Origin of the sequence: Streptomyces collinus Tu 365, assembly GCF_000444875.1 — a bacterium.
In the GTDB taxonomy this organism is placed as follows: domain Bacteria; phylum Actinomycetota; class Actinomycetes; order Streptomycetales; family Streptomycetaceae; genus Streptomyces; species Streptomyces collinus_A.
Genome location: NC_021985.1, coordinates 4,717,966 through 4,734,956, shown reverse-complemented (window position 1 = coordinate 4,734,956; position 16,991 = coordinate 4,717,966). Strand labels below are relative to the sequence as shown.

Annotated in this window: 14 protein-coding genes and 1 pseudogene; 4 read left to right on the top strand and 11 right to left on the bottom strand. The window is 72.6% G+C overall.

Annotated elements, in window-relative coordinates; all coding sequences use genetic code 11:
- Positions 1-270 precede the first annotated feature (270 nt).
- Together B446_RS20570 and bldG are read right to left on the bottom strand one after the other, a co-directional pair.
- Complete coding sequence (locus tag B446_RS20570) at positions 271-708, bottom strand: ATP-binding protein (RefSeq protein ID WP_020941368.1); 438 nt, start codon at positions 706-708, stop codon at positions 271-273.
- A gap of 158 nt (positions 709-866) precedes the next feature.
- On the bottom strand, positions 867-1,208 hold the full coding sequence (gene bldG / locus B446_RS20565) for an anti-sigma factor antagonist BldG (RefSeq protein WP_010986038.1): 342 nt from the start codon (positions 1,206-1,208) through the stop codon (positions 867-869).
- Between the two features lie 83 nt (positions 1,209-1,291).
- Here bldG and B446_RS20560 point away from each other — a divergent pair, with 83 nt between their 5' ends.
- A complete protein-coding gene (locus B446_RS20560; RefSeq protein WP_234967528.1) occupies positions 1,292-3,895 on the top strand; it encodes a DEAD/DEAH box helicase in 2,604 nt (867 codons plus the stop codon).
- Positions 3,896-3,919: 24 nt separating this feature from the next.
- Here B446_RS20560 and B446_RS20555 read toward each other — a convergent pair whose 3' ends face one another.
- From B446_RS20555 to ssd, 7 genes and pseudogenes are all read right to left on the bottom strand, one after another.
- A complete protein-coding gene (locus tag B446_RS20555; RefSeq protein WP_234967527.1) occupies positions 3,920-4,339 on the bottom strand; it encodes an Rv3654c family TadE-like protein in 420 nt (139 codons plus the stop codon).
- A 149-nt stretch (positions 4,340-4,488) separates the two neighbouring features.
- Positions 4,489-4,815 (bottom strand): annotated as a pseudogene (locus B446_RS20550) (TadE family type IV pilus minor pilin); the annotation flags it as partial.
- Positions 4,816-4,837: 22 nt separating this feature from the next.
- Positions 4,838-5,038 carry a DUF4244 domain-containing protein gene (locus tag B446_RS20545; RefSeq protein WP_020941364.1) on the bottom strand — a complete coding sequence of 67 codons (201 nt, stop codon included), beginning with the start codon at positions 5,036-5,038 and terminating at the stop codon, positions 4,838-4,840.
- 114 nt (positions 5,039-5,152) lie between these two features.
- Positions 5,153-5,938, bottom strand: a complete 786-nt coding sequence (locus B446_RS20540) for a type II secretion system F family protein (protein WP_078614764.1) — start codon at positions 5,936-5,938, stop codon at positions 5,153-5,155.
- Positions 5,935-6,780: a type II secretion system F family protein gene (locus tag B446_RS20535; protein ID WP_043478750.1), complete on the bottom strand. Its 846-nt coding sequence runs from the start codon at positions 6,778-6,780 to the stop codon at positions 5,935-5,937. The genes B446_RS20540 and B446_RS20535 overlap by 4 nt, the downstream gene beginning before the upstream one ends.
- A 77-nt stretch (positions 6,781-6,857) precedes the next feature.
- Positions 6,858-8,159, bottom strand: a complete 1,302-nt coding sequence (locus B446_RS20530; RefSeq protein ID WP_020941361.1) for a TadA family conjugal transfer-associated ATPase — start codon at positions 8,157-8,159, stop codon at positions 6,858-6,860.
- Positions 8,156-9,262, bottom strand: coding sequence for a septum site-determining protein Ssd (gene ssd / locus B446_RS20525; protein ID WP_020941360.1), 1,107 nt, complete (start codon positions 9,260-9,262; stop codon positions 8,156-8,158). The genes B446_RS20530 and ssd overlap by 4 nt, the downstream gene beginning before the upstream one ends.
- 582 nt (positions 9,263-9,844) lie before the next feature.
- Between ssd and B446_RS20520 the strand changes: the two genes are divergently transcribed.
- Positions 9,845-10,678, top strand: coding sequence for an HAD family hydrolase (locus B446_RS20520; RefSeq protein ID WP_043476125.1), 834 nt, complete (start codon positions 9,845-9,847; stop codon positions 10,676-10,678).
- A 328-nt stretch (positions 10,679-11,006) separates the two neighbouring features.
- Here the strand turns inward: B446_RS20520 and B446_RS20515 are convergent, their stop codons facing one another.
- Entirely contained in the window at positions 11,007-11,831 is an 825-nt protein-coding gene (locus B446_RS20515) for a Fic family protein (protein WP_020941358.1), read from the bottom strand.
- Positions 11,832-11,931: 100 nt separating this feature from the next.
- On the opposite strand from B446_RS20515, the gene B446_RS20510 reads away from it, so the two are divergent.
- On the top strand, positions 11,932-12,912 hold the full coding sequence (locus tag B446_RS20510) for an ATP-binding protein (RefSeq protein ID WP_193384476.1): 981 nt from the start codon (positions 11,932-11,934) through the stop codon (positions 12,910-12,912).
- 24 nt (positions 12,913-12,936) lie between these two features.
- On the opposite strand, the gene B446_RS20505 is transcribed toward B446_RS20510, so the two are convergent.
- On the bottom strand, positions 12,937-14,202 hold the full coding sequence (locus B446_RS20505) for a hypothetical protein (protein ID WP_020941356.1): 1,266 nt from the start codon (positions 14,200-14,202) through the stop codon (positions 12,937-12,939).
- A 332-nt stretch (positions 14,203-14,534) separates the two neighbouring features.
- Here B446_RS20505 and B446_RS20500 point away from each other — a divergent pair, with 332 nt between their 5' ends.
- Positions 14,535-16,985 (top strand): SulP family inorganic anion transporter, encoded by a 2,451-nt coding sequence (locus B446_RS20500; protein WP_020941355.1) that lies wholly within the window; start codon positions 14,535-14,537, stop codon positions 16,983-16,985.
- Positions 16,986-16,991: the final 6 nt, after the last annotated feature.

Here is a 16,991-nt window from a genome sequence, read left to right as displayed (position 1 = left end):
TCAAGATGTGGACGGATTCTAGGTACCGCCGAGTGATCTAAACAGGGGACGGTAAACGGAATTGGCCTTCTCGTGCCACTTCAGCAAATGATCGAGGTCAACCCATGGAACCCGAAAGTAGTAACGCCCTTGGGGCATTGACGGGCACATTGATGCTTGATCGAATTATCGGGGTATTGATCGTGAATTCCTTCACGAATTCGGCGGGGTGCCCGGAAAAGCGAGAAGGGCCCTGCTCAGCAGGGCCCTTCGGTGCGTTGTGCGCCTGGGTCAGGCGAGTGCGACGGCCGGTGGAGCGGTGGGCCAGCTCATCCGGATCAGCCCGCCGTTCTCGCCCGTGGTGACCTCCACGTCGTCCACGAGGCCGCTGATGACCGCGAGGCCCATCTCGTCCTCCTCGGCCTCCACGTCGGCGTCGGCGGCAGGACCGCCGGCCACCCGCTCGGCGGGCACGGCGTGCGGGGCCTCGTCGCCGACCTCGATGGAGAACAGCTTCTCGTCCTCGATCAGCGCCACCTTCACCGGAGCCGCGATCTCATGGCTCCGGTGCAGGCCGACGGCACGGGAGCACGCCTCGCCGACGGCGAGCCGGACCTCGTCCAGCACGGCCTCGTCCACTCCGGCCCTGCGCGCCACCGCTGCCGCCACCAGCCGGGCGGTCCTGACGTGCTCGGGCAGCGCGCTGAAGCGGAGTTCGACGGTGGCCATGCATCCCCCTCGCGACTACGGGCGTGCGTTGTCGGGGCGGGGCCGCCGAGAGCCCGCACCCCTGCGGAACTATTGGCCCCCACGACGAACCGGCCGGGGGCCGGGGCCTACCGGTGTCCGGACCGGCCAGCGGTCCGGACACGGCGACCGGCCCTGGGTCAGTCGGTGGCCGCCACCGCTTCCTCGACCGAGGTGTGGATCGGGAACACCTTGGTGAGGCCGGTGATACGGAAGATCTTCAGAATGCGCTCCTGGTTGCAGACCAGACGCAGGGAGCCCTCATGGGCACGTACCCGCTTCAGGCCGCCGACCAGTACGCCGAGTCCGGTGGAGTCGAGGAAGTCCACGCCCTCCATGTCGACGACGAGGTGGAAATTCCCGTCGTTCACCAACTCGACCAACTGCTCGCGCAGCTTGGGCGCGGTGTATACATCGATTTCGCCACCGACCTCGACGACCGTACGATCGCCGACGGTACGGGTCGACAGGGACAGGTCCACGGATCCTCCAGCACCTTGCTATCGAGCGGTCGTCCCTCGGGACACCTCGGGCTTGCGGCCCCCGGGACGCAACGCCAGCCGCGATGGCATTCAATCACTTACCGGCAGGCGTGCACGACGCCTTGGCCCCATTGTCCGTCACGCCGGTGACACACTCGGTGCCGATGGCCAAGAATCACCGATCCGACAGACCCCTGGCAGACCCGGCGTCCCGCCCGTCTCCGGGCATGGTCCTGGACCGACTCGCCTCCGGGCCGAGTCGGTCCGCGCGCATCACTCATACGGAGCACTTGCCCCCGCGCGCGGGTCGGCATGCCGTCTGGCCTGATCGAATTCGCACGGAAGTGATCGCCGCCGTACAGGCGTGCGGGATCGAGCACCCGTGGGCCCACCAGGCGCTGGCCGCCGAGCACGCCCTGGACGGCGATTCGGTGGTCGTCGCGACCGGCACCGCGTCCGGCAAGTCCCTCGCGTACCTCGTGCCCGTCCTGACGGCCCTCCTGGACGGCTCCGAGGCCCCCAACGGCCGGGGCGCCACCGCCCTCTACCTGGCGCCCACCAAGGCCCTCGCGGCCGACCAGTGCCGGGCGGTGAAAGAACTTTCCCAACCTTTGGGGAACGCCGTTCGGCCAGCCGTGTACGACGGGGACACGCCGTTCGAGGAACGCGAGTGGATCCGCCAGTACGCGAACTACGTCCTGACCAACCCCGACATGCTCCACCGGGGCATATTGCCCTCCCATCCCCGCTGGTCCTCCTTCCTGAAGACGCTCAAGTACGTCGTCATCGACGAGTGCCACACCTACCGGGGCGTCTTCGGCTCCCACGTCGCCCAGGTACTGCGCCGGCTGCGCCGCCTGTGCGCCCGCTACGGCGCCTCCCCCGTCTTCCTGCTGGCCTCCGCGACCGCCGCCGAGCCCGCCGTCGCCGCCCGCCGGCTGACCGGCCTGCCGGTCGTCGAGGTCGCCGACGACGCCTCCCCGCGCGGAGAGCTCGTCTTCGCCCTCTGGGAGCCCCCGCTCACCGAGCTGCGCGGCGAGCGGGGCGCACCCGTACGGCGTACCGCCACCGCCGAGACCGCCGACCTGCTCACCGACCTCACGGTGCAGGGCGTGCGGTCGGTCGCCTTCGTCCGCTCCCGGCGTGGCGCCGAGCTGATCTCCGTGATCGCCCAGGAACGGCTCGCCGAGGTCGACCGCTCCCTCGCCCGGCGTGTCGCGGCCTACCGCGGCGGCTACCTCCCCGAGGAGCGCCGCGCCCTGGAACGCGCCCTGCACTCCGGCGAGCTCCTCGGTCTTGCCGCCACGACGGCCCTGGAGCTGGGTGTGGACGTCTCCGGGCTGGACGCCGTGGTGATCGCCGGGTACCCGGGCACGCGGGCCTCTGTGTGGCAGCAGGCGGGCCGCGCGGGCCGCTCCGGCCAGGGGGCGCTCGCGGTACTCGTCGCCCGCGACGACCCGCTGGACACCTACCTGGTCCACCACCCGGAGGCACTGTTCGGCCAACCGGTCGAATCCAATGTCCTCGACCCCGACAACCCCTACGTCCTCGCCCCGCACCTGTGCGCCGCCGCCGCGGAGATCCCGCTCACCGAGGAGGACCTGGACCTCTTCGGCCCGGCCTGCACGGACCTGCTGCCGCAGCTGGAGGCCGCGAAGCTGCTGCGCCGCCGCACCAAGGCCTGGCACTGGACGCGCCGGGAGCGCGCCGCCGACCTGACCGACATCCGCGGCGCCGGCGGACGCCCGGTCCAGGTCGTCGAGGAGGGCACGGGCCGGCTGCTCGGCACGGTCGACGCGGGCGCCGCGCACTCCACGGTCCACGAGGGCGCCGTCCACCTGCACCAGGGCCGCACCTACCTGGTGCGCTCCCTCGACCTGGAGGACTCGGTCGCCCTGGTCGAGCGGGCCGAACCGCCCTACTCCACGGTGGCCCGCGACACCACCGCCATCTCCGTCCTGGAGACGGACGTGGAGGTGCCCTGGGGCTCGGGCCGCCTGTGCTACGGCTCCGTCGAGGTCACCAACCAGGTGGTCTCCTTCCTGCGCCGACGGCTCATCACGGGCGAAGTGCTGGGCGAGACGAAACTCGACCTCCCTCCTCGTACGCTGCGCACCCGCGCGGTGTGGTGGACGGTCACCGAGGACCAGCTCGACGAGGCCCGAATCCCCCCGGAGATCCTCGGCGGCTCCCTGCACGCCGCCGAGCACGCCTCGATCGGCATGCTGCCCCTGTTCGCCACCTGCGACCGCTGGGACATCGGCGGTGTGTCGGTGCCGCTCCACCCCGACACGCTCCTGCCCACGGTCTTCGTCTACGACGGCCACCCCGGCGGAGCGGGCTTCGCCGAGCGCGCCTTCCACACCGCCCGCGCCTGGCTCGCCGCCACCCGTGAGGCCATCGCGTCCTGCGAGTGCGAGTCGGGCTGCCCTTCCTGCATCCAGTCCCCCAAGTGCGGCAACGGCAACGACCCGCTGCACAAGAGGGGCGCGGTACGCCTCCTCACGGTGCTGCTGCGCGACGCACCCGAGGAGGAACCGCAGGAGGTGCAGGAGCGGCAGGAGCCGGCCGAGCGGCTGAAGCCGGCTGAGCGGCAGGAGCCGGCCGAGCGGCTGGAGCCGGCTGAGCGGCAGGAGCCGGTGGACCAGCAGCCGCCTGCGGACCGGCAGGAGCCCGCCGAGAGCTGAGCCGTGCGACTTGCGGGGCGGGCGTCAGCCGGGGGACCCGGCCGGCGCCGGTACGGTCGGCAGCGGCCCCGCGGGCCCCGCCCTGGCCCTGACCTCCGCCGCGAACACGCCGTGTCCCGACGCCGCCGTCACGTCCGAGGTCTCGCCCACGATCGTGCACCGCACCAACCGCGCCCCTTGGGCCCGCGCCACCCGCTCGGCCCGTGCGCAGGCCCCCGGGCCGCCCTCGAACCAGTGGTCCGCCGCGGCCAGCGCCGCCAGGTCGGCGCCCCCGGCCGCCCGGTGCCGGACGGCGACGGCCTGTCCGAGCGCCAGCACGGCACCGAAGACGACGCACAGCACGGTGATCGCCCCGAGACTCCAGACGGTGGCCGAGCCGCGGTCCGAACCCAGTCGGCGAGCGCCGAGGGCCCAGCGGCCGGGGCGGGCAAGAGGCCGGAACACACCGCTCCCGCCCCGCCACCACCGCCTCACGGCACCACCTCCCGGGTACCGGCCCCTGTTACCGCGCCTCTACCCGGCCCCGGCCCTCTCGCCGATCCCGGCGGCGTCGCCGAACTCGGATCGGCCTCCGGGCCCCGGCCCAGGCCCGGGGAACCCGCCCCCACCGCTTCCTCCGCCGCCGCGACGGCCTCCTCCCGTACCTCGAACGGCAGCCCGCTCAGCACCGGAGGCCGGGCCACCACCGTCACCCGCACCTGGTCGCCGGTCCGCCCCACCGTCACCCGCGCCCCGTCCGGCGCCGCCTGCCGGGTCACCTCCACCACCTTGTCGGCCGGGTCCTGCCGGGCAGCGGCCCGGGCACCCGTGCGGGCGGCGTCCAGGCACTGGATCTGCGCCGCCACCACGAGCAGCCCCCAGACCAGCGCCATGGTGAACGCCACCAGCACGGAGAGCACCAGGGCCGACTCCACGGTCACGAACCCGCGGTCCCCCCTCCGCTCACGTCCGCGCACTGAGGGCTCGCTTGACGATGGACTGCAACTCCGCCTTGACCTGGCCACTGGTGACGACCTCGTACAACAGCAACGCGAACCCGACCGCCGCGATGATCCCCATCGCGTACTCGGAGGTCACCATTCCCGCGTCCCTGCGGCATCGCTCCCGCAGACGCGCCCACATCTCCGCAGCCTTCTTCCTCATCCCAACTTCCTTTCGCCAGATCCTGTTGTCGAACGGTCGAACGGTCGAACGGTCTTCACTCGCCTGCGCAGGTCTTCACCTACCGCCGTCATGCGCAGGTCCTACTCGCCGCAGTCAGCCGCCTCCTCCTCTCAGCACCCCGCCCGCCAACCCGATCACCACGGGCAGCACGCCGATCGCGATGAACGCGGGCAGGAAGCACAACCCCACCGGTGCGGAAATGAGCACGGCGGCCCTGCGCGCCCGCGCCGTGGCGCTGCGCGCCCATGCGGCCCGCGCGTCCGAGGCGAGCCGGGCGACGGGTCCCGCCGCGGGCAGACCCGACTCGTCGGCCCGCTCCAGCAGCCGGGCCAGCGGTCCGGCTCCGGGCAGTCGGCCCAACCGCCGCCAGGCGTCCGCCGGCTCACCGCCGAGCCGGGCTTCCGCCGCGCCCCGGGCCAGCGCGTCCCCGACCGGGCCGCCCAGGGCCTCCCCCACCGCGTGCGCGGCGATCACCGGTCCGGCGCCGGCCGCGATGCAGGCGGCCAGCAGGTCCGCCGCCAGCGGTAGTTGACTTGCTGCCAAGCCCGAATCGATCTCCCCGGCCGGATCAGCGGGCTCCTGTCTGCGCCGCCACCGCCACAGTCCGATCGCGACAGCGAGCCCGACGACCACACCGCCGATCCCGCCGACCAGCACCCACGCCCCGCACACCGCACCGGCCATCGGCAGCCACCGCCGCAGGGCTTGCCGGACCTCCGGGGCCGGACCGGACTCGACCTCCCGTGCGGCCAGCAGTGCGGTCACCCGACGACGTGCACGGCGTCGGATCCGGGCCCTCTCCAACGACCGGACCGCCCAGCCGAGGGCCAGTGCGACGGCAACCGTCATCCCCAGCCTGTGGACGACTTCTCCGCTCATGCCGCCTCGGCTCCCCGCACGATCCGGGCCGCCCACCACGTCCCGGCGGCCTCGAACACCGCTCCGGCCACCAGGCAGCCCAGTCCTGCTCCGCTGTGCAACAGCACCCGTAGCGGGTCCGCGCCCATGGCGGAGCCGAGCAGCAGCCCGAGGGCGGGTAGCACCGCGAGCATCAGGGCGGTGGCCCGGGCTCCCGCCAACTGGGCTCGCAGGTCAGCTCGTTGGTCGCGCTCCGCTCGTAGCGCCCCGTCCAGCCGGTCGAGACCGGCTGCCAGTCCGGCGCCCTGGTCCACGGCCACCCGCCAGCAGGCGGCCAGACCCAGCAGCCCTTCGGCGCCGGACTGGCGGGCCGCGACGGCCAGCGCTCCCGGCACGTCCCCGCCGAAGCGGGCGGCCGCGACCACCGCCGCCTGTGCGTCGCCCAGGCCACCGGAGTCCCGCGCGGCCCGCAGCAGCGCGTCACCGGGCTGCCGTCCCGCTCGTACCTCGCCGGCCAGCGCCCCGCACAGACCGATCACCGCGTCCGCGCGCGCCTCCCGGTCCCTCCCAGCCTGCCGGGCCAGCCGCATCCGGCGCAGCACCGGCACCCCGGCCGCTCCCGCGACGACCGGGATCGGCGAGGAACCCAGCAGCGCGAGCAGCGCCCCTGCGGCAAGCGCCCACCACTCCGCCCCCAACCGCGCCCTCAACTCGCGCAGTTCGGCCAAAACCCGCTCCCAGGAGGGCGGTCCGGTCGCGACCGCCCCGCCGTCGGCCAGCAGCAGCCGCGCCCGGCGCACCCCTTGTTGCCGGCCACCCACCATCCAGACCGCGGCCCCGACGCAGGCCACCGCGGCGCCCATCGTGGTCTCAGCGCTCAATTCACTCACGCCGTTCACCCCTCTCCCTCATCTCAGCCCTCTCGCTCACACCGCACCGCTCACTCACCCCGCACCGCTCGCTCATCCGGTGCTCTCCCCCACCCCGACCTCCCGTCGTTCTCGTCCCGCTCGTCGCCCGCCCGCAGTTGGGGCTGGGCAAGCCCGCACCGCTCCTCGTCCCCGCTCGCGAACCCACCCCCCAGCAACTCCCTGAGCCGCGCCCAGCCGCTCTCCCGGTGGAAGGACCGGGCGCCCCAGCGCAGCGCCGGCACCGTCCGCACCAGTCCGGAGGCGTCCCGTTCCAGCACGTGGACCTCGGCGATCCGGCGCCGCCCGGTGGGATCACGCACGAGGTGGAGCACCACCGACAGCGCGGCGGCCAACTGGCTGTGCAGCGCGGCCCGGTCGAGCCCGGCCGCCGTGCCGAGCGCTTCGAGGCGGGCCGGCACGTCCCCGGCGGCATTGGCGTGCACGGTGCCGCAGCCGCCTTCGTGTCCGGTGTTGAGCGCGGCCAGCAGATGCACCACCTCGGGGCCGCGCACCTCGCCGACGACCAGCCGGTCGGGCCTCATCCGCAGCGCCTGACGGACGAGGTCCTCCAGGGTGACCAGGCCGGCCCCCTCCTGGTTCGCCGGCCGCGTCTCCAGCCGGACGACGTGCGGGTGATCGGGTCTCAACTCGGCCGAGTCCTCCGCCAGCACGATCCGTTCGCCGGGTCCGACGAGGCCGAGCAGGGCGCTCAACAAGGTCGTCTTGCCGCTGCCGGTGCCGCCGCTAACCAGGAAGGACAGCCGGGCGGCCAGCAGCGCCCGGAGGATGCGGTCACCGTCGGGCGGCACGGTCCCCGCCGCGACCAGTTCGTCGAGGGTGAAGGCCCTGGGCCGTACCACGCGCAGGGACAGGCAGGTGCAGCCGACGGCCACGGGAGGCAGCACCGCGTGCAGCCGGGTCCCGTCGGGCAGCCGGGCGTCCGCCCAAGGGCGCGCGTCGTCCAGCCTGCGTCCCGCCACGGCGGCGAGGCGCTGCGCGAGGCGTCGTACGGCCGCCGCGTCGGGAAAGGTCACCCGGGTCAGCTCCAGGCCGCCGCCGCGGTCCACCCACACCCGGTCGGGAGCGGACACCAGGACGTCGGTGACGCCCGGGTCGGTGAGCAGCGGTTCGAGCGGGCCGCTGCCGACGAGTTCGGAACGCAGGTGCTCGGCCGCCCCGAGGACCTCCGCGTCGCCCAGCACGCGGCCCTGTTCGCGCAGCGCCTGGGCCACGCGCGCGGGTGTGGGTTCGGCGCCGCTCTCGGCCAGTCGCCGGCGTACTCCGTCGAGCAGGGCCGCGCCGTCGGCCAGGTCCATCCCGGGCAGGGTCATCGGGCGCCTCCCGCCTCGACCAGGGCCTGCTCCCAGAAGGTGGCGCAGAACCGGGCCAGGGGGCCGCGTCCGGTCGCGGCGGGCGGTTTCGCGGTCCCGCGCGGGCGCAGCAGCGCCGGTTCGAGGGGCACCTCGCCGGCCAGCGGCAGGCCGAGCAGCCGGGCGACCTCGCGGTCGTCCAGGCCGGGTGCGTACGGGCCCCGTACCGCCACCCGCAGGTCCCGTACGACCATGCCGACCGCCGAGGCGACCCGTCCGGCGGCCGCGACGGCCCGCAGTTCACCGGGGACGACCAGGAGCGCCAGGTCGAGCTGGGCGAGGGCCTCGGCGACCCCGTCGTCCAGACGGCGCGGGAGGTCGACCACGACGGTGCCGCCGCGTCGCCGGGCGGCGGCGAGTACCGCGCGCACGGCCTGGGGCGGGATCGCGACACAGTCGCCGCGGTCCCAGCTGAGCACCCGCAGCGCGTGCAGCCGGGGCAGCGACTCCTCCAGGGCGCCGCCGCCGACCCGGCCGCGGGAGGCGGCGAAGGCCGGCCAGCGCAGTCCTTCGGCGCTCTCGCCGCCGAGCAGCACGTCGAGCCCGCCGCCGAGTGGGTCGGCGTCCACGAGAAGGGTGCGCAGCCCCTCGCGCGCCGAGGTGACGGCGAGGGCGCAGGACAGTGTGGAGGCACCGGCCCCGCCCCGGCCGCCGATGACTCCGACGGTGAGGGCGGGGCGGCCGACGCCCTCGGCGACGTCCGCGATCCTGTCGACCAGCCACTGCTCGCCGTCCGGCAGCATCAGGACGTGGTCGGCGCCGATCTGGACGGCCCGCTTCCACACCCCGGAGTCGTCCTGGTCGCGGCCGACCAGCACCACGCCGCGGCGGCGCGGGGCTCCGCGCACCCGGCGCGCGGCGTCGTCTCCGACCAGGACGAGTGGGGCCGTGTCCCAGCCGTCGCCGTGGTCCGGCACGGCGTGGTGGACCTCCGGGGTGGCGCCGGCGGCCGCGCACAGGCGCAGCAGGTCGTCGAGGAGCTGGGCGTCCTCGGTGACGATGAGCGGCCGCCCCGGCCGGTCCGCCGTGCCGGGCGGTGGGTCGTGGGTGACGGTTGCGGACACGTGTGGTCCCCCTTCGCTGCGCGTTCCGCGCGGCCCCTGCGGCCACGCGATTCCCGAAGATGTGAAGAACCGGCAAGCGGCCTCCATATGAACGGCCGAACGGAATCGGCCATACGCGCCCGGCAATCGGAACCGGCCTCGAACTCGCCGCGGTCGGAGCGCGCAGGAATCACGGTGCGGCGAAGCGGGAAATCATGTGGATCTTGGTGGAAAACAGTGGACAACTCAGTGGTTGTGAATATCGCCGTCACCCATACCGGTGAGCCGTGCACCGATCCCTGGACGACTTCCACAGCGCAGCCCGATGATTACCGTGCGTGACAGCGGGAGGGCATGGCGAAGGGCGGCCCAGTGGGCCGCGGCCGCTCACGCGACTGGTTGAAAAGAGGAGGAAAACGTGTCCGGACATGCGACGACCCCCGCCGGGGGGGAGAGCGGGGGTCGTCCCCACGGCCGACTCGGGGGGGGGAGGAGTCGGACCGGGTTAGCACGGTCGCGAACGATCCGTGACTTCCATGGTGTACCCGAGAGCCCTCTCAGGCAAACCCACACGCCTCACCTTACGCCGAATGGTGGGCGCCTATGCTCAGGGGCGTGGAAAACCACTCCTTGCCCCGCGCAGCGGCCTTCTTTGACCTGGACAAGACGGTCATTGCGAAGTCGAGCACGCTCACCTTCAGCAAGTCCTTCTACCAGGGTGGCCTGATCAACCGCAGGGTCGCACTGCGGACCGCCTATGCCCAGTTCGTCTTCCTGGTCGGCGGACTGGACCACGATCAGATGGAGCGGATGCGTGAGTACCTGTCCGCGATGTGCCGCGGCTGGAACGTCCAGCAGGTACGGGAGATCGTCGCCGAGACCCTGCACGACCTGATCGACCCGCTCATCTACGACGAGGCAGCCTCCCTCATCGAGCAGCACCACACCGCCGGCCGAGACGTCGTGATCGTCTCGACCTCGGGCGCCGAGGTCGTCGAGCCGATCGGCGAGCTGCTCGGCGCCGACCGGGTGGTCGCCACCCGCATGGTCGTCGGCGAGGACGGCTGCTTCACCGGAGAGGTGGAGTACTACGCCTACGGCCCGACCAAGGCCGAGGCGGTCAGGGAACTCGCCCTCTCCGAGGGGTACGACCTCGAACGCTGCTACGCCTACAGCGACTCGGCGACCGACCTGCCGATGCTCCAGGCCGTCGGGAACCCGCACGCCGTGAATCCGGACCGGGCGCTGCGCCGCGAGGCCGTCGCCCGGGGGTGGCCGGTCCTGGAGTTCCGCCGGCCGGTCCGGCTCAAGCAGCGGCTGCCCGCGCTCTCCGTGCCGCCCCGCCCGGTACTGGTGGCCGCGGCGGCGATCGGAGCCGCGGCCGCCACGGCGGGCCTCGTCTGGTACGCCAGCCGGCGCCGGAGCGTCACTTCCTGACCGATTCACCCCTGTTTGAACGTGAAAGTAAAGAAGTGCAGGCAGGGGTTCCGCTTGGTCCGGGCTTGCAGTACAAAGGTTTCAGGCCCGCGCGACCAAAGGACATCCGAGAGGATCACCTACCACTACGCACTTGGCCCACGGAGCCCCGCATGAACACCGGGCACCCACGCGACGTCGACCCGTCGATTACGGGCCAGCCGCACCAGGTCACGGGCAAAGTTCCCGGCCTGATGGGCAACACTTCGAGGACGCTTGGTAACCGGGTGAACATGCCAGCGGCGGTACGAGTATTCGTACCGCCGCAACCCGTTTCCGGGCCCTTCCGTCAGGCCGCCCCGCGCTGCAGCGCCTCGCACACCGCCGTGGACTCGCGCGCCCCCAGCTCCACGGCCCGCCCGCAGTGGGCGATCCAGGCCGCCATGCCCTCGGGCGTGCCGGACACGTACCCCTCCAGTGCGGCGAGGTAGGAGGCGCGCCCCAGTTCCGCGTGACCCACCTCGGCCGGACAGACGGCCTTGGGGTCGAGTCCGCTGCCGATCAGGACGATCCGCTCGGCCGCGCGCGCGATCAGGCCGTTGTGGGAGGTGAAAGGGCGCAGAGCGAGCAGTTCCCCGTGCACCACGGCGGCCGTGACCAGCGCGGGCGCGGTGGATCCCGCGATGATCAGGTCCGCCAGGCCCTCCAGCCGGCCGGACACCTCCGGCGCGTCCGGCAGCGGCAGCTCGACCAGCGCCTCGTCGACCGCCTCGCCCGCCTGGCGCGGCCGGCCGGTCTCCGGGCCCTCGCTCGCGGCGGCCACCAGGTGCAGCCGGGCCAGCACCCTGAGGGGGGACTGTCGCCAGATGGACAGCAGCTGGCCCGCCTCGGCGGTCAGCCGCAGCGCCCCGCCCACGACGCGGGCCTCGGGGTCGGCACTGAAGTCGGTACGCCGCCTGACCTCCTCCAGAGCCCAGTCGGCGCCGGACAGCGCGGCCGAGCCGCGGGAGCCGCGCAGAGCGGCTTCGGAGGTGACCGCGTTGCTGCGGCGCCGCATGATCCGGTGCCCGTAGACCCGGTCCACGGCCTTGCGCACGGTCTCCACGGACTCGGCCACGCCGGGCAGCGAGCCCAGCGTCGCCAGCGGATCGGCGGTCGCACCTGTCGTACTCATGAGTACGACACTACGCACCCCACCCGCGCTGCCCACGAAGGAGTGGTCTTCTTCACTCCGACTGCCACATACAGCTACCACTTGACTACCCTTGGTGAACATGAAAATTGCTTTCGTCGGGAAGGGCGGCAGCGGCAAGACGACGCTCTCCTCCCTCTTCGTCCGCCACGTCGTGGCCGCCGGCGCTCCGGTGGTCGCCATCGACGCCGACATCAACCAGCACCTCGGCCCCGCGCTCGGGCTCGAGGAGGCGGAGGCGGCCGCGCTGCCCGCCATGGGCGAACGGCTGCCGCTGATCAAGAACCACCTGCGCGGCTCCAACCCGCGCATCGCCTCCGCGGAGACGATGATCAAGACCACCCCGCCCGGCAGGGGCTCGCGGCTGGTCCGGGTCCGGGAGCCCAACCCGGTCTACGACGCCTGCGCCCGCCCGGTGGAACTCGACGGCGGCGCCGTCCGTTTGATGGTCACCGGCCCCTTCACGGACGCCGACCTGGGGGTCGCCTGCTACCACTCCAAGACCGGAGCGGTGGAGCTGTTCCTGAACCATCTCGTCGACGGCCCCGACGAGTACGTCGTGGTCGACATGACGGCCGGTTCGGACTCGTTCGCCTCCGGCCTGTTCACCCGCTTCGACATGACGTTCCTCGTCGCCGAGCCGACCCGGAAGGGGGTCTCCGTCTACCGCCAGTACAAGGAGTACGCCCGCGACTTCGGCGTCGCCCTGAAGGTGGTCGGCAACAAGGTCCAGGCGCAGGACGACATCGACTTCCTCCGCTCGGAGGTCGGGGACGACCTGCTCGTGACGGTCGGGCACTCGGACTGGGTGCGTGCCATGGAGAAAGGCCGGCCGCCCCGGTTCGACCTCCTGGAGGAGGCCAACGCCCACGCCCTGCACACCCTGCGGACCGCCGCCGACGCCACCTACGGGCTGCGCGACCCGGAGCGCTACACCCGCCAGATGGTGCACTTCCACCTGAAGAACGCCGAGGCCTGGGGCAATGAGCGCACCGGGGCCGACCTGGCGGCACAGGTCGACCCCGAGTTCGTGCTCGGCGAGGAAGTGGCGGCCCCCGCCTGAGGTGTACGGGCCGCAGCCCGACGTCTACTGCTTGAGCGCCGGCGCGCCGGGGACCCCCTTGGGCGCCGGGGCCGGGCGGCCGGAGAGGAGGGAGGCCCAGCCCTGCCGGGGCGCCTCGCCCACCTTGAGAGTGCGCAGCTTCGCCAGCGTCTGCGGGTCCTGGGCGTCGAGCCAGTCGACGAGCTGGTGGAAGGAGACGCAGCGCACCTCGGGCTTGTTGCACACCTGCTTCACCACGTCGTCCAGGGCACGCATGTAGGTGCCGCCGTTCCAGGACTCGAAGTGGTTGCCGATGACCAGAGGGGCGCGGTTGCCGTCATACGCCCGGTAGAAGCCCTTGAGCAGGCCGTCCCGCATCTGATCGCCCCAGTAGTCGAACTTGTCGGGGTCGCCCTGGGTCTGGGTGCCGGACTGGTTGACCATGAAGTTGTAGTCCATGGTCAACTGCTCGTAGTCGTGCCCGGGGAAGGGCACGAGCTGCATCGACACGTCCCACAGGCCCTCGCGCTTCTGGGGCCAGAGCTGGTGGTTGACACCGCTGGAGTCGTAGCGGAGGCCCAGTTCGGTGGCCGCCTTCCGGAAGTTCTTCTGCCCTTCCAGACAGGGGGTGCGGGCGCCGATCAGCTCCTTGTCGTAGTCGAAGGGCAGCGCGGGGGCCTTCGTCATCCCGGTGTTGGTCTTCCAGGTCTTCACGAACTGCTTGGCCTGGGCGATCTCGCTCTTCCACTCCTTCACCGACCACTGGCCGACGCCGCCGTCGGTGCCGCAGAAATGGCCGTTGAAGTGGGTGCCGATCTCGTTGCCCTCCAGCCAGGCGAGCCGCACCTGCTTGAGCGTGTCGGCGATGCCCTGCTGGTCGTTGAAGCCGATCTCCGAGCTTCCGGGCGCGTGCTGCGGAGGTCTGTACAGGTCACGCTTGTCCTCGGGCAGCATGTAGACGCCGCTGAGGAAATACGTCATCGTCGCGTGGTTCTCCTTGGCGACCTTGCGGAAGTGGGAGAACAGCTTCTGGCTGTCCTCGCCGGCCCCGTCCCACGAGAACACCACGAACTGCGGAGGCTTCTCACCGGGCTTGAGCCGCTCCGGCACGGGCAGGTGCGGCTGGGCACCGGTGTATGCGGTGGATCCGTCGCCGATCAGCCGGACCACGCTCCCGGGCGCGGGCGCGCCCTTCCGCGGGCCGGGCGCTCCTTCCTTGGTGCCGGGGGAGCCGGCCGCACAGCCGGCCAGCGATGTCGCACAGGCCGCGGCGACCATGGCGCCGACGGCGATCCTCTGGGTGGCGGCCATCTTCCGCCCACCTTCTTCCTTCTCTCAGGCAAACGCTGACGAGGGCGTTTTCCGGTGGTCTGCCGGGTTGTGCCGGCAGCGCCGCCAAAGTCGCACGGAGCCGAGAGGGAATTAATACGACAAGCCGATGAAATGACCGCTTCATTCGGCTGAGTGAGGCCGTACTCCATTTGCCACGAAAAGCTATGCATAGCCTTTACGTTCCATTACGGTTCGTTTACCAAGTTTTGATCGCATACCGCCGCTGCACGCCGTGCCCCCACGGCAGCGACCGGCTCGCCGCCCCAGGGAACACCGGCCCACGACCGCGCCCACCCGGAGGAGACGGGACCATGCCAGCCTGCGCACCCCCTCGCACCCAGCACCCCCACCCGCCGCACGGCCCCCCGGCGGCCGGGCACCGCCGCTTCCGTGTCGAGGGCGCCGACCTGTCCGCGTCCGTGGCGGTCTTCCTGATCGCCCTGCCCCTCTCCCTCGGCATCGCCCTGGCCACCGGCGCCCCGCTCCAGGCCGGGCTGGTCGCCGCCGCCGTCGGCGGACTGGTCGCCGGCCGGCTCGGCGGCTGCCCCCTCCAGGTCAGCGGACCCGCGGCCGGACTCACCGTCGTCACGGCCGACCTGATCCACCGCTACGGCTGGCGGACCACCTGCGGCATCACCGTCCTCGCCGGACTCGCCCAACTCGGGCTCGGCTGTCTGCGCGTGGCGCGCGGCGCGCTCGCCGTCAGCCCCGCCGTGGTGCACGGCATGCTCGCCGGCATCGGCGTCACCATCGCCGTGGCGCAGCTGCACATCGTCCTGGGCGGCAGCCCGGACAGCTCGGTCCTCGCCAACCTCGAAGCCCTGCCCGCCCAGTTGGCCCGCGTGGACCCGGCCGCCGTGTCGATGAGCGCCCTGACCCTGACCCTGCTGCTGGCCTGGCCGCGCATCCCGGGCCGGGCCGGCCGCCTGCTGCGCCGGATCCCCGCGGCTCTGGTCGCCGTGGCCGGGGCGACCGCGACCGCCGCGCTGAGCGGGCTGGCACTGCCCCGGGTCGGCCTGCCGTCCTGGAGCAGCCACGCGCTGGCCGGACTGCCCGAGGGGCCGGTGCTCGGTGTCGCCGCTGCCGTGCTCACCACCACGCTGGTGTGCAGCGTGCAGTCCCTGCTCGGCGCGGTCGCCGTGGACAAGCTGGTGACCGCCCGGCCCGGGTCCGCCCACGTCGGACGGTCGAACCTCGACCGCGAACTGCTCGGCCAGGGCGCCGCCAACATCGTCTCCGGGACCCTCGGCGGACTGCCGGTCGCGGGGGTGGCCGTGCGCAGCACGGCGAATGTGAATTCAGGTGCCGTGAGCCGGAACTCCACGATGCTGCACGGCGTTTTCGTAGTAGTCGCCGCGCTGCTGATGGTCCCGCTCCTGGAGCGGATCCCCCTCGCCTCGCTCGCCGCCCTGGTGATGGCCGTCGGCATCCAGATGGTGTCCCTGCACCACATCCGCACGGTGACCCGCCACCGCGAGGTGCTGGTGTACGCCGCCACCACCCTCGGCGTGGTGTTCCTCGGCGTGCTGGCCGGCGTGGCCCTCGGGGTCGCCGTGGCCGTCGCGCTCGCCCTTCACCGCCTCACCCGCACCCGGATCACGCACGACCAGAAGGAAGGAGTCCATCGCGTCCACGTACGAGGCCAGCTGACGTTCCTCGCCGTACCCCGGCTCAGCAGAGCCCTGCATCTCGTACCCCAAGGCGCCCACGCCGTGGTGGAACTGGACGGTTCGTTCATGGACCACGCGGCGTACGAGTCACTGCAGGACTGGCAGAACTCCCACACCGCCCGGGGCGGCTCGGCCGAGCTGAGGGGCCGGCGCGCGGCGGTCCGGACCGCCGAACCCGCCCCGGCCGCCGTCTGCCGGTGCCGGCCCTGGACGCCCTGGCGCAACCACCGCACCTGCCTCACCGGCGCTTCCCCGGGTCCCGCGGCACCGGCGGTGCCGGCGGCCCAGGAGCTGGCCCGCGGCATCAGCTCGTTCCAGCGGAACACCGCCCCGCTGGTGCGGGAGGAGCTGGCGCGGCTGGCGCGGGAGGGGCAGCGGCCCTCGCAGCTCTTCCTCACCTGTGCCGACTCCCGGCTCGTCACGTCCATGATCACCGCCAGTGGTCCCGGCGATCTGTTCGTCGTCCGCAACGTCGGCAACCTGGTGCCGCCGCCGGGCGAGGAGCACGGTGACGACTCGGTGGCCGCCGCCATCGAGTACGCGGTGGAGGTGCTGAAGGTCCGGTCGATCACCGTGTGCGGGCACTCGGGATGCGGGGCGATGCAGGCGCTGCTGGCCGCCGGACCCGGGGACGCGGCGACTCCGCTGAAGCGGTGGCTCCGGCACGGGCTGCCGAGCCTCACCCGGATGGCCGAGGACCACCGGGCCGGGCCCCGGCTGGCCGGGCGGGCTTCCGCCGACGCGGTGGAGCGGCTGTGCCTGACCAACGTGGTCCAGCAGCTGGATCACCTGCGGGCCCATGGCCCGGTGGCCCGCGCCCTGGCGGCGGGTGCGCTTGAGCTGCACGGGATGTACTTCCACGTGGGCGAGGCGCAGGCGTACCTGCTCGACGGGGCGGCGGAGGGCGGGGTGTTCGGTGAGGTGACCGAGAACGCCGACGACGCCGAGGCCGCGGGCGGGCCACCGGCGAGGCGGTGGGGAATGGAGGACGAGCACGAGGAAGAGGAGGGGAAGGAGGGTCAGGAGGGGAAGGTTGAGGGTAGGGACGTGACCGCTGTGAAAGAGGCCCGCAGTCCGGTCCGAGCGACCTGACTCCCG

Coding starts and splice junctions, on each gene's coding strand:
- B446_RS20570 (WP_020941368.1), bottom strand. CDS start 708: ATGGCCACCGTCGAACTCCGCTTCAGCGCGCTGCCCGAGCACGTCAGG.
- B446_RS20560 (WP_234967528.1), top strand. CDS start 1,292: ATGGCATTCAATCACTTACCGGCAGGCGTGCACGACGCCTTGGCCCCA.
- B446_RS20545 (WP_020941364.1), bottom strand. CDS start 5,038: ATGAGGAAGAAGGCTGCGGAGATGTGGGCGCGTCTGCGGGAGCGATGC.
- B446_RS20540 (WP_078614764.1), bottom strand. CDS start 5,938: ATGAGCGGAGAAGTCGTCCACAGGCTGGGGATGACGGTTGCCGTCGCA.
- B446_RS20535 (WP_043478750.1), bottom strand. CDS start 6,780: ATGGGCGCCGCGGTGGCCTGCGTCGGGGCCGCGGTCTGGATGGTGGGT.
- B446_RS20530 (WP_020941361.1), bottom strand. CDS start 8,159: ATGACCCTGCCCGGGATGGACCTGGCCGACGGCGCGGCCCTGCTCGAC.
- B446_RS20520 (WP_043476125.1), top strand. CDS start 9,845: ATGCTCAGGGGCGTGGAAAACCACTCCTTGCCCCGCGCAGCGGCCTTC.
- B446_RS20515 (WP_020941358.1), bottom strand. CDS start 11,831: ATGAGTACGACAGGTGCGACCGCCGATCCGCTGGCGACGCTGGGCTCG.
- B446_RS20510 (WP_193384476.1), top strand. CDS start 11,932: ATGAAAATTGCTTTCGTCGGGAAGGGCGGCAGCGGCAAGACGACGCTC.
- B446_RS20505 (WP_020941356.1), bottom strand. CDS start 14,202: ATGGCCGCCACCCAGAGGATCGCCGTCGGCGCCATGGTCGCCGCGGCC.
- B446_RS20500 (WP_020941355.1), top strand. CDS start 14,535: ATGCCAGCCTGCGCACCCCCTCGCACCCAGCACCCCCACCCGCCGCAC.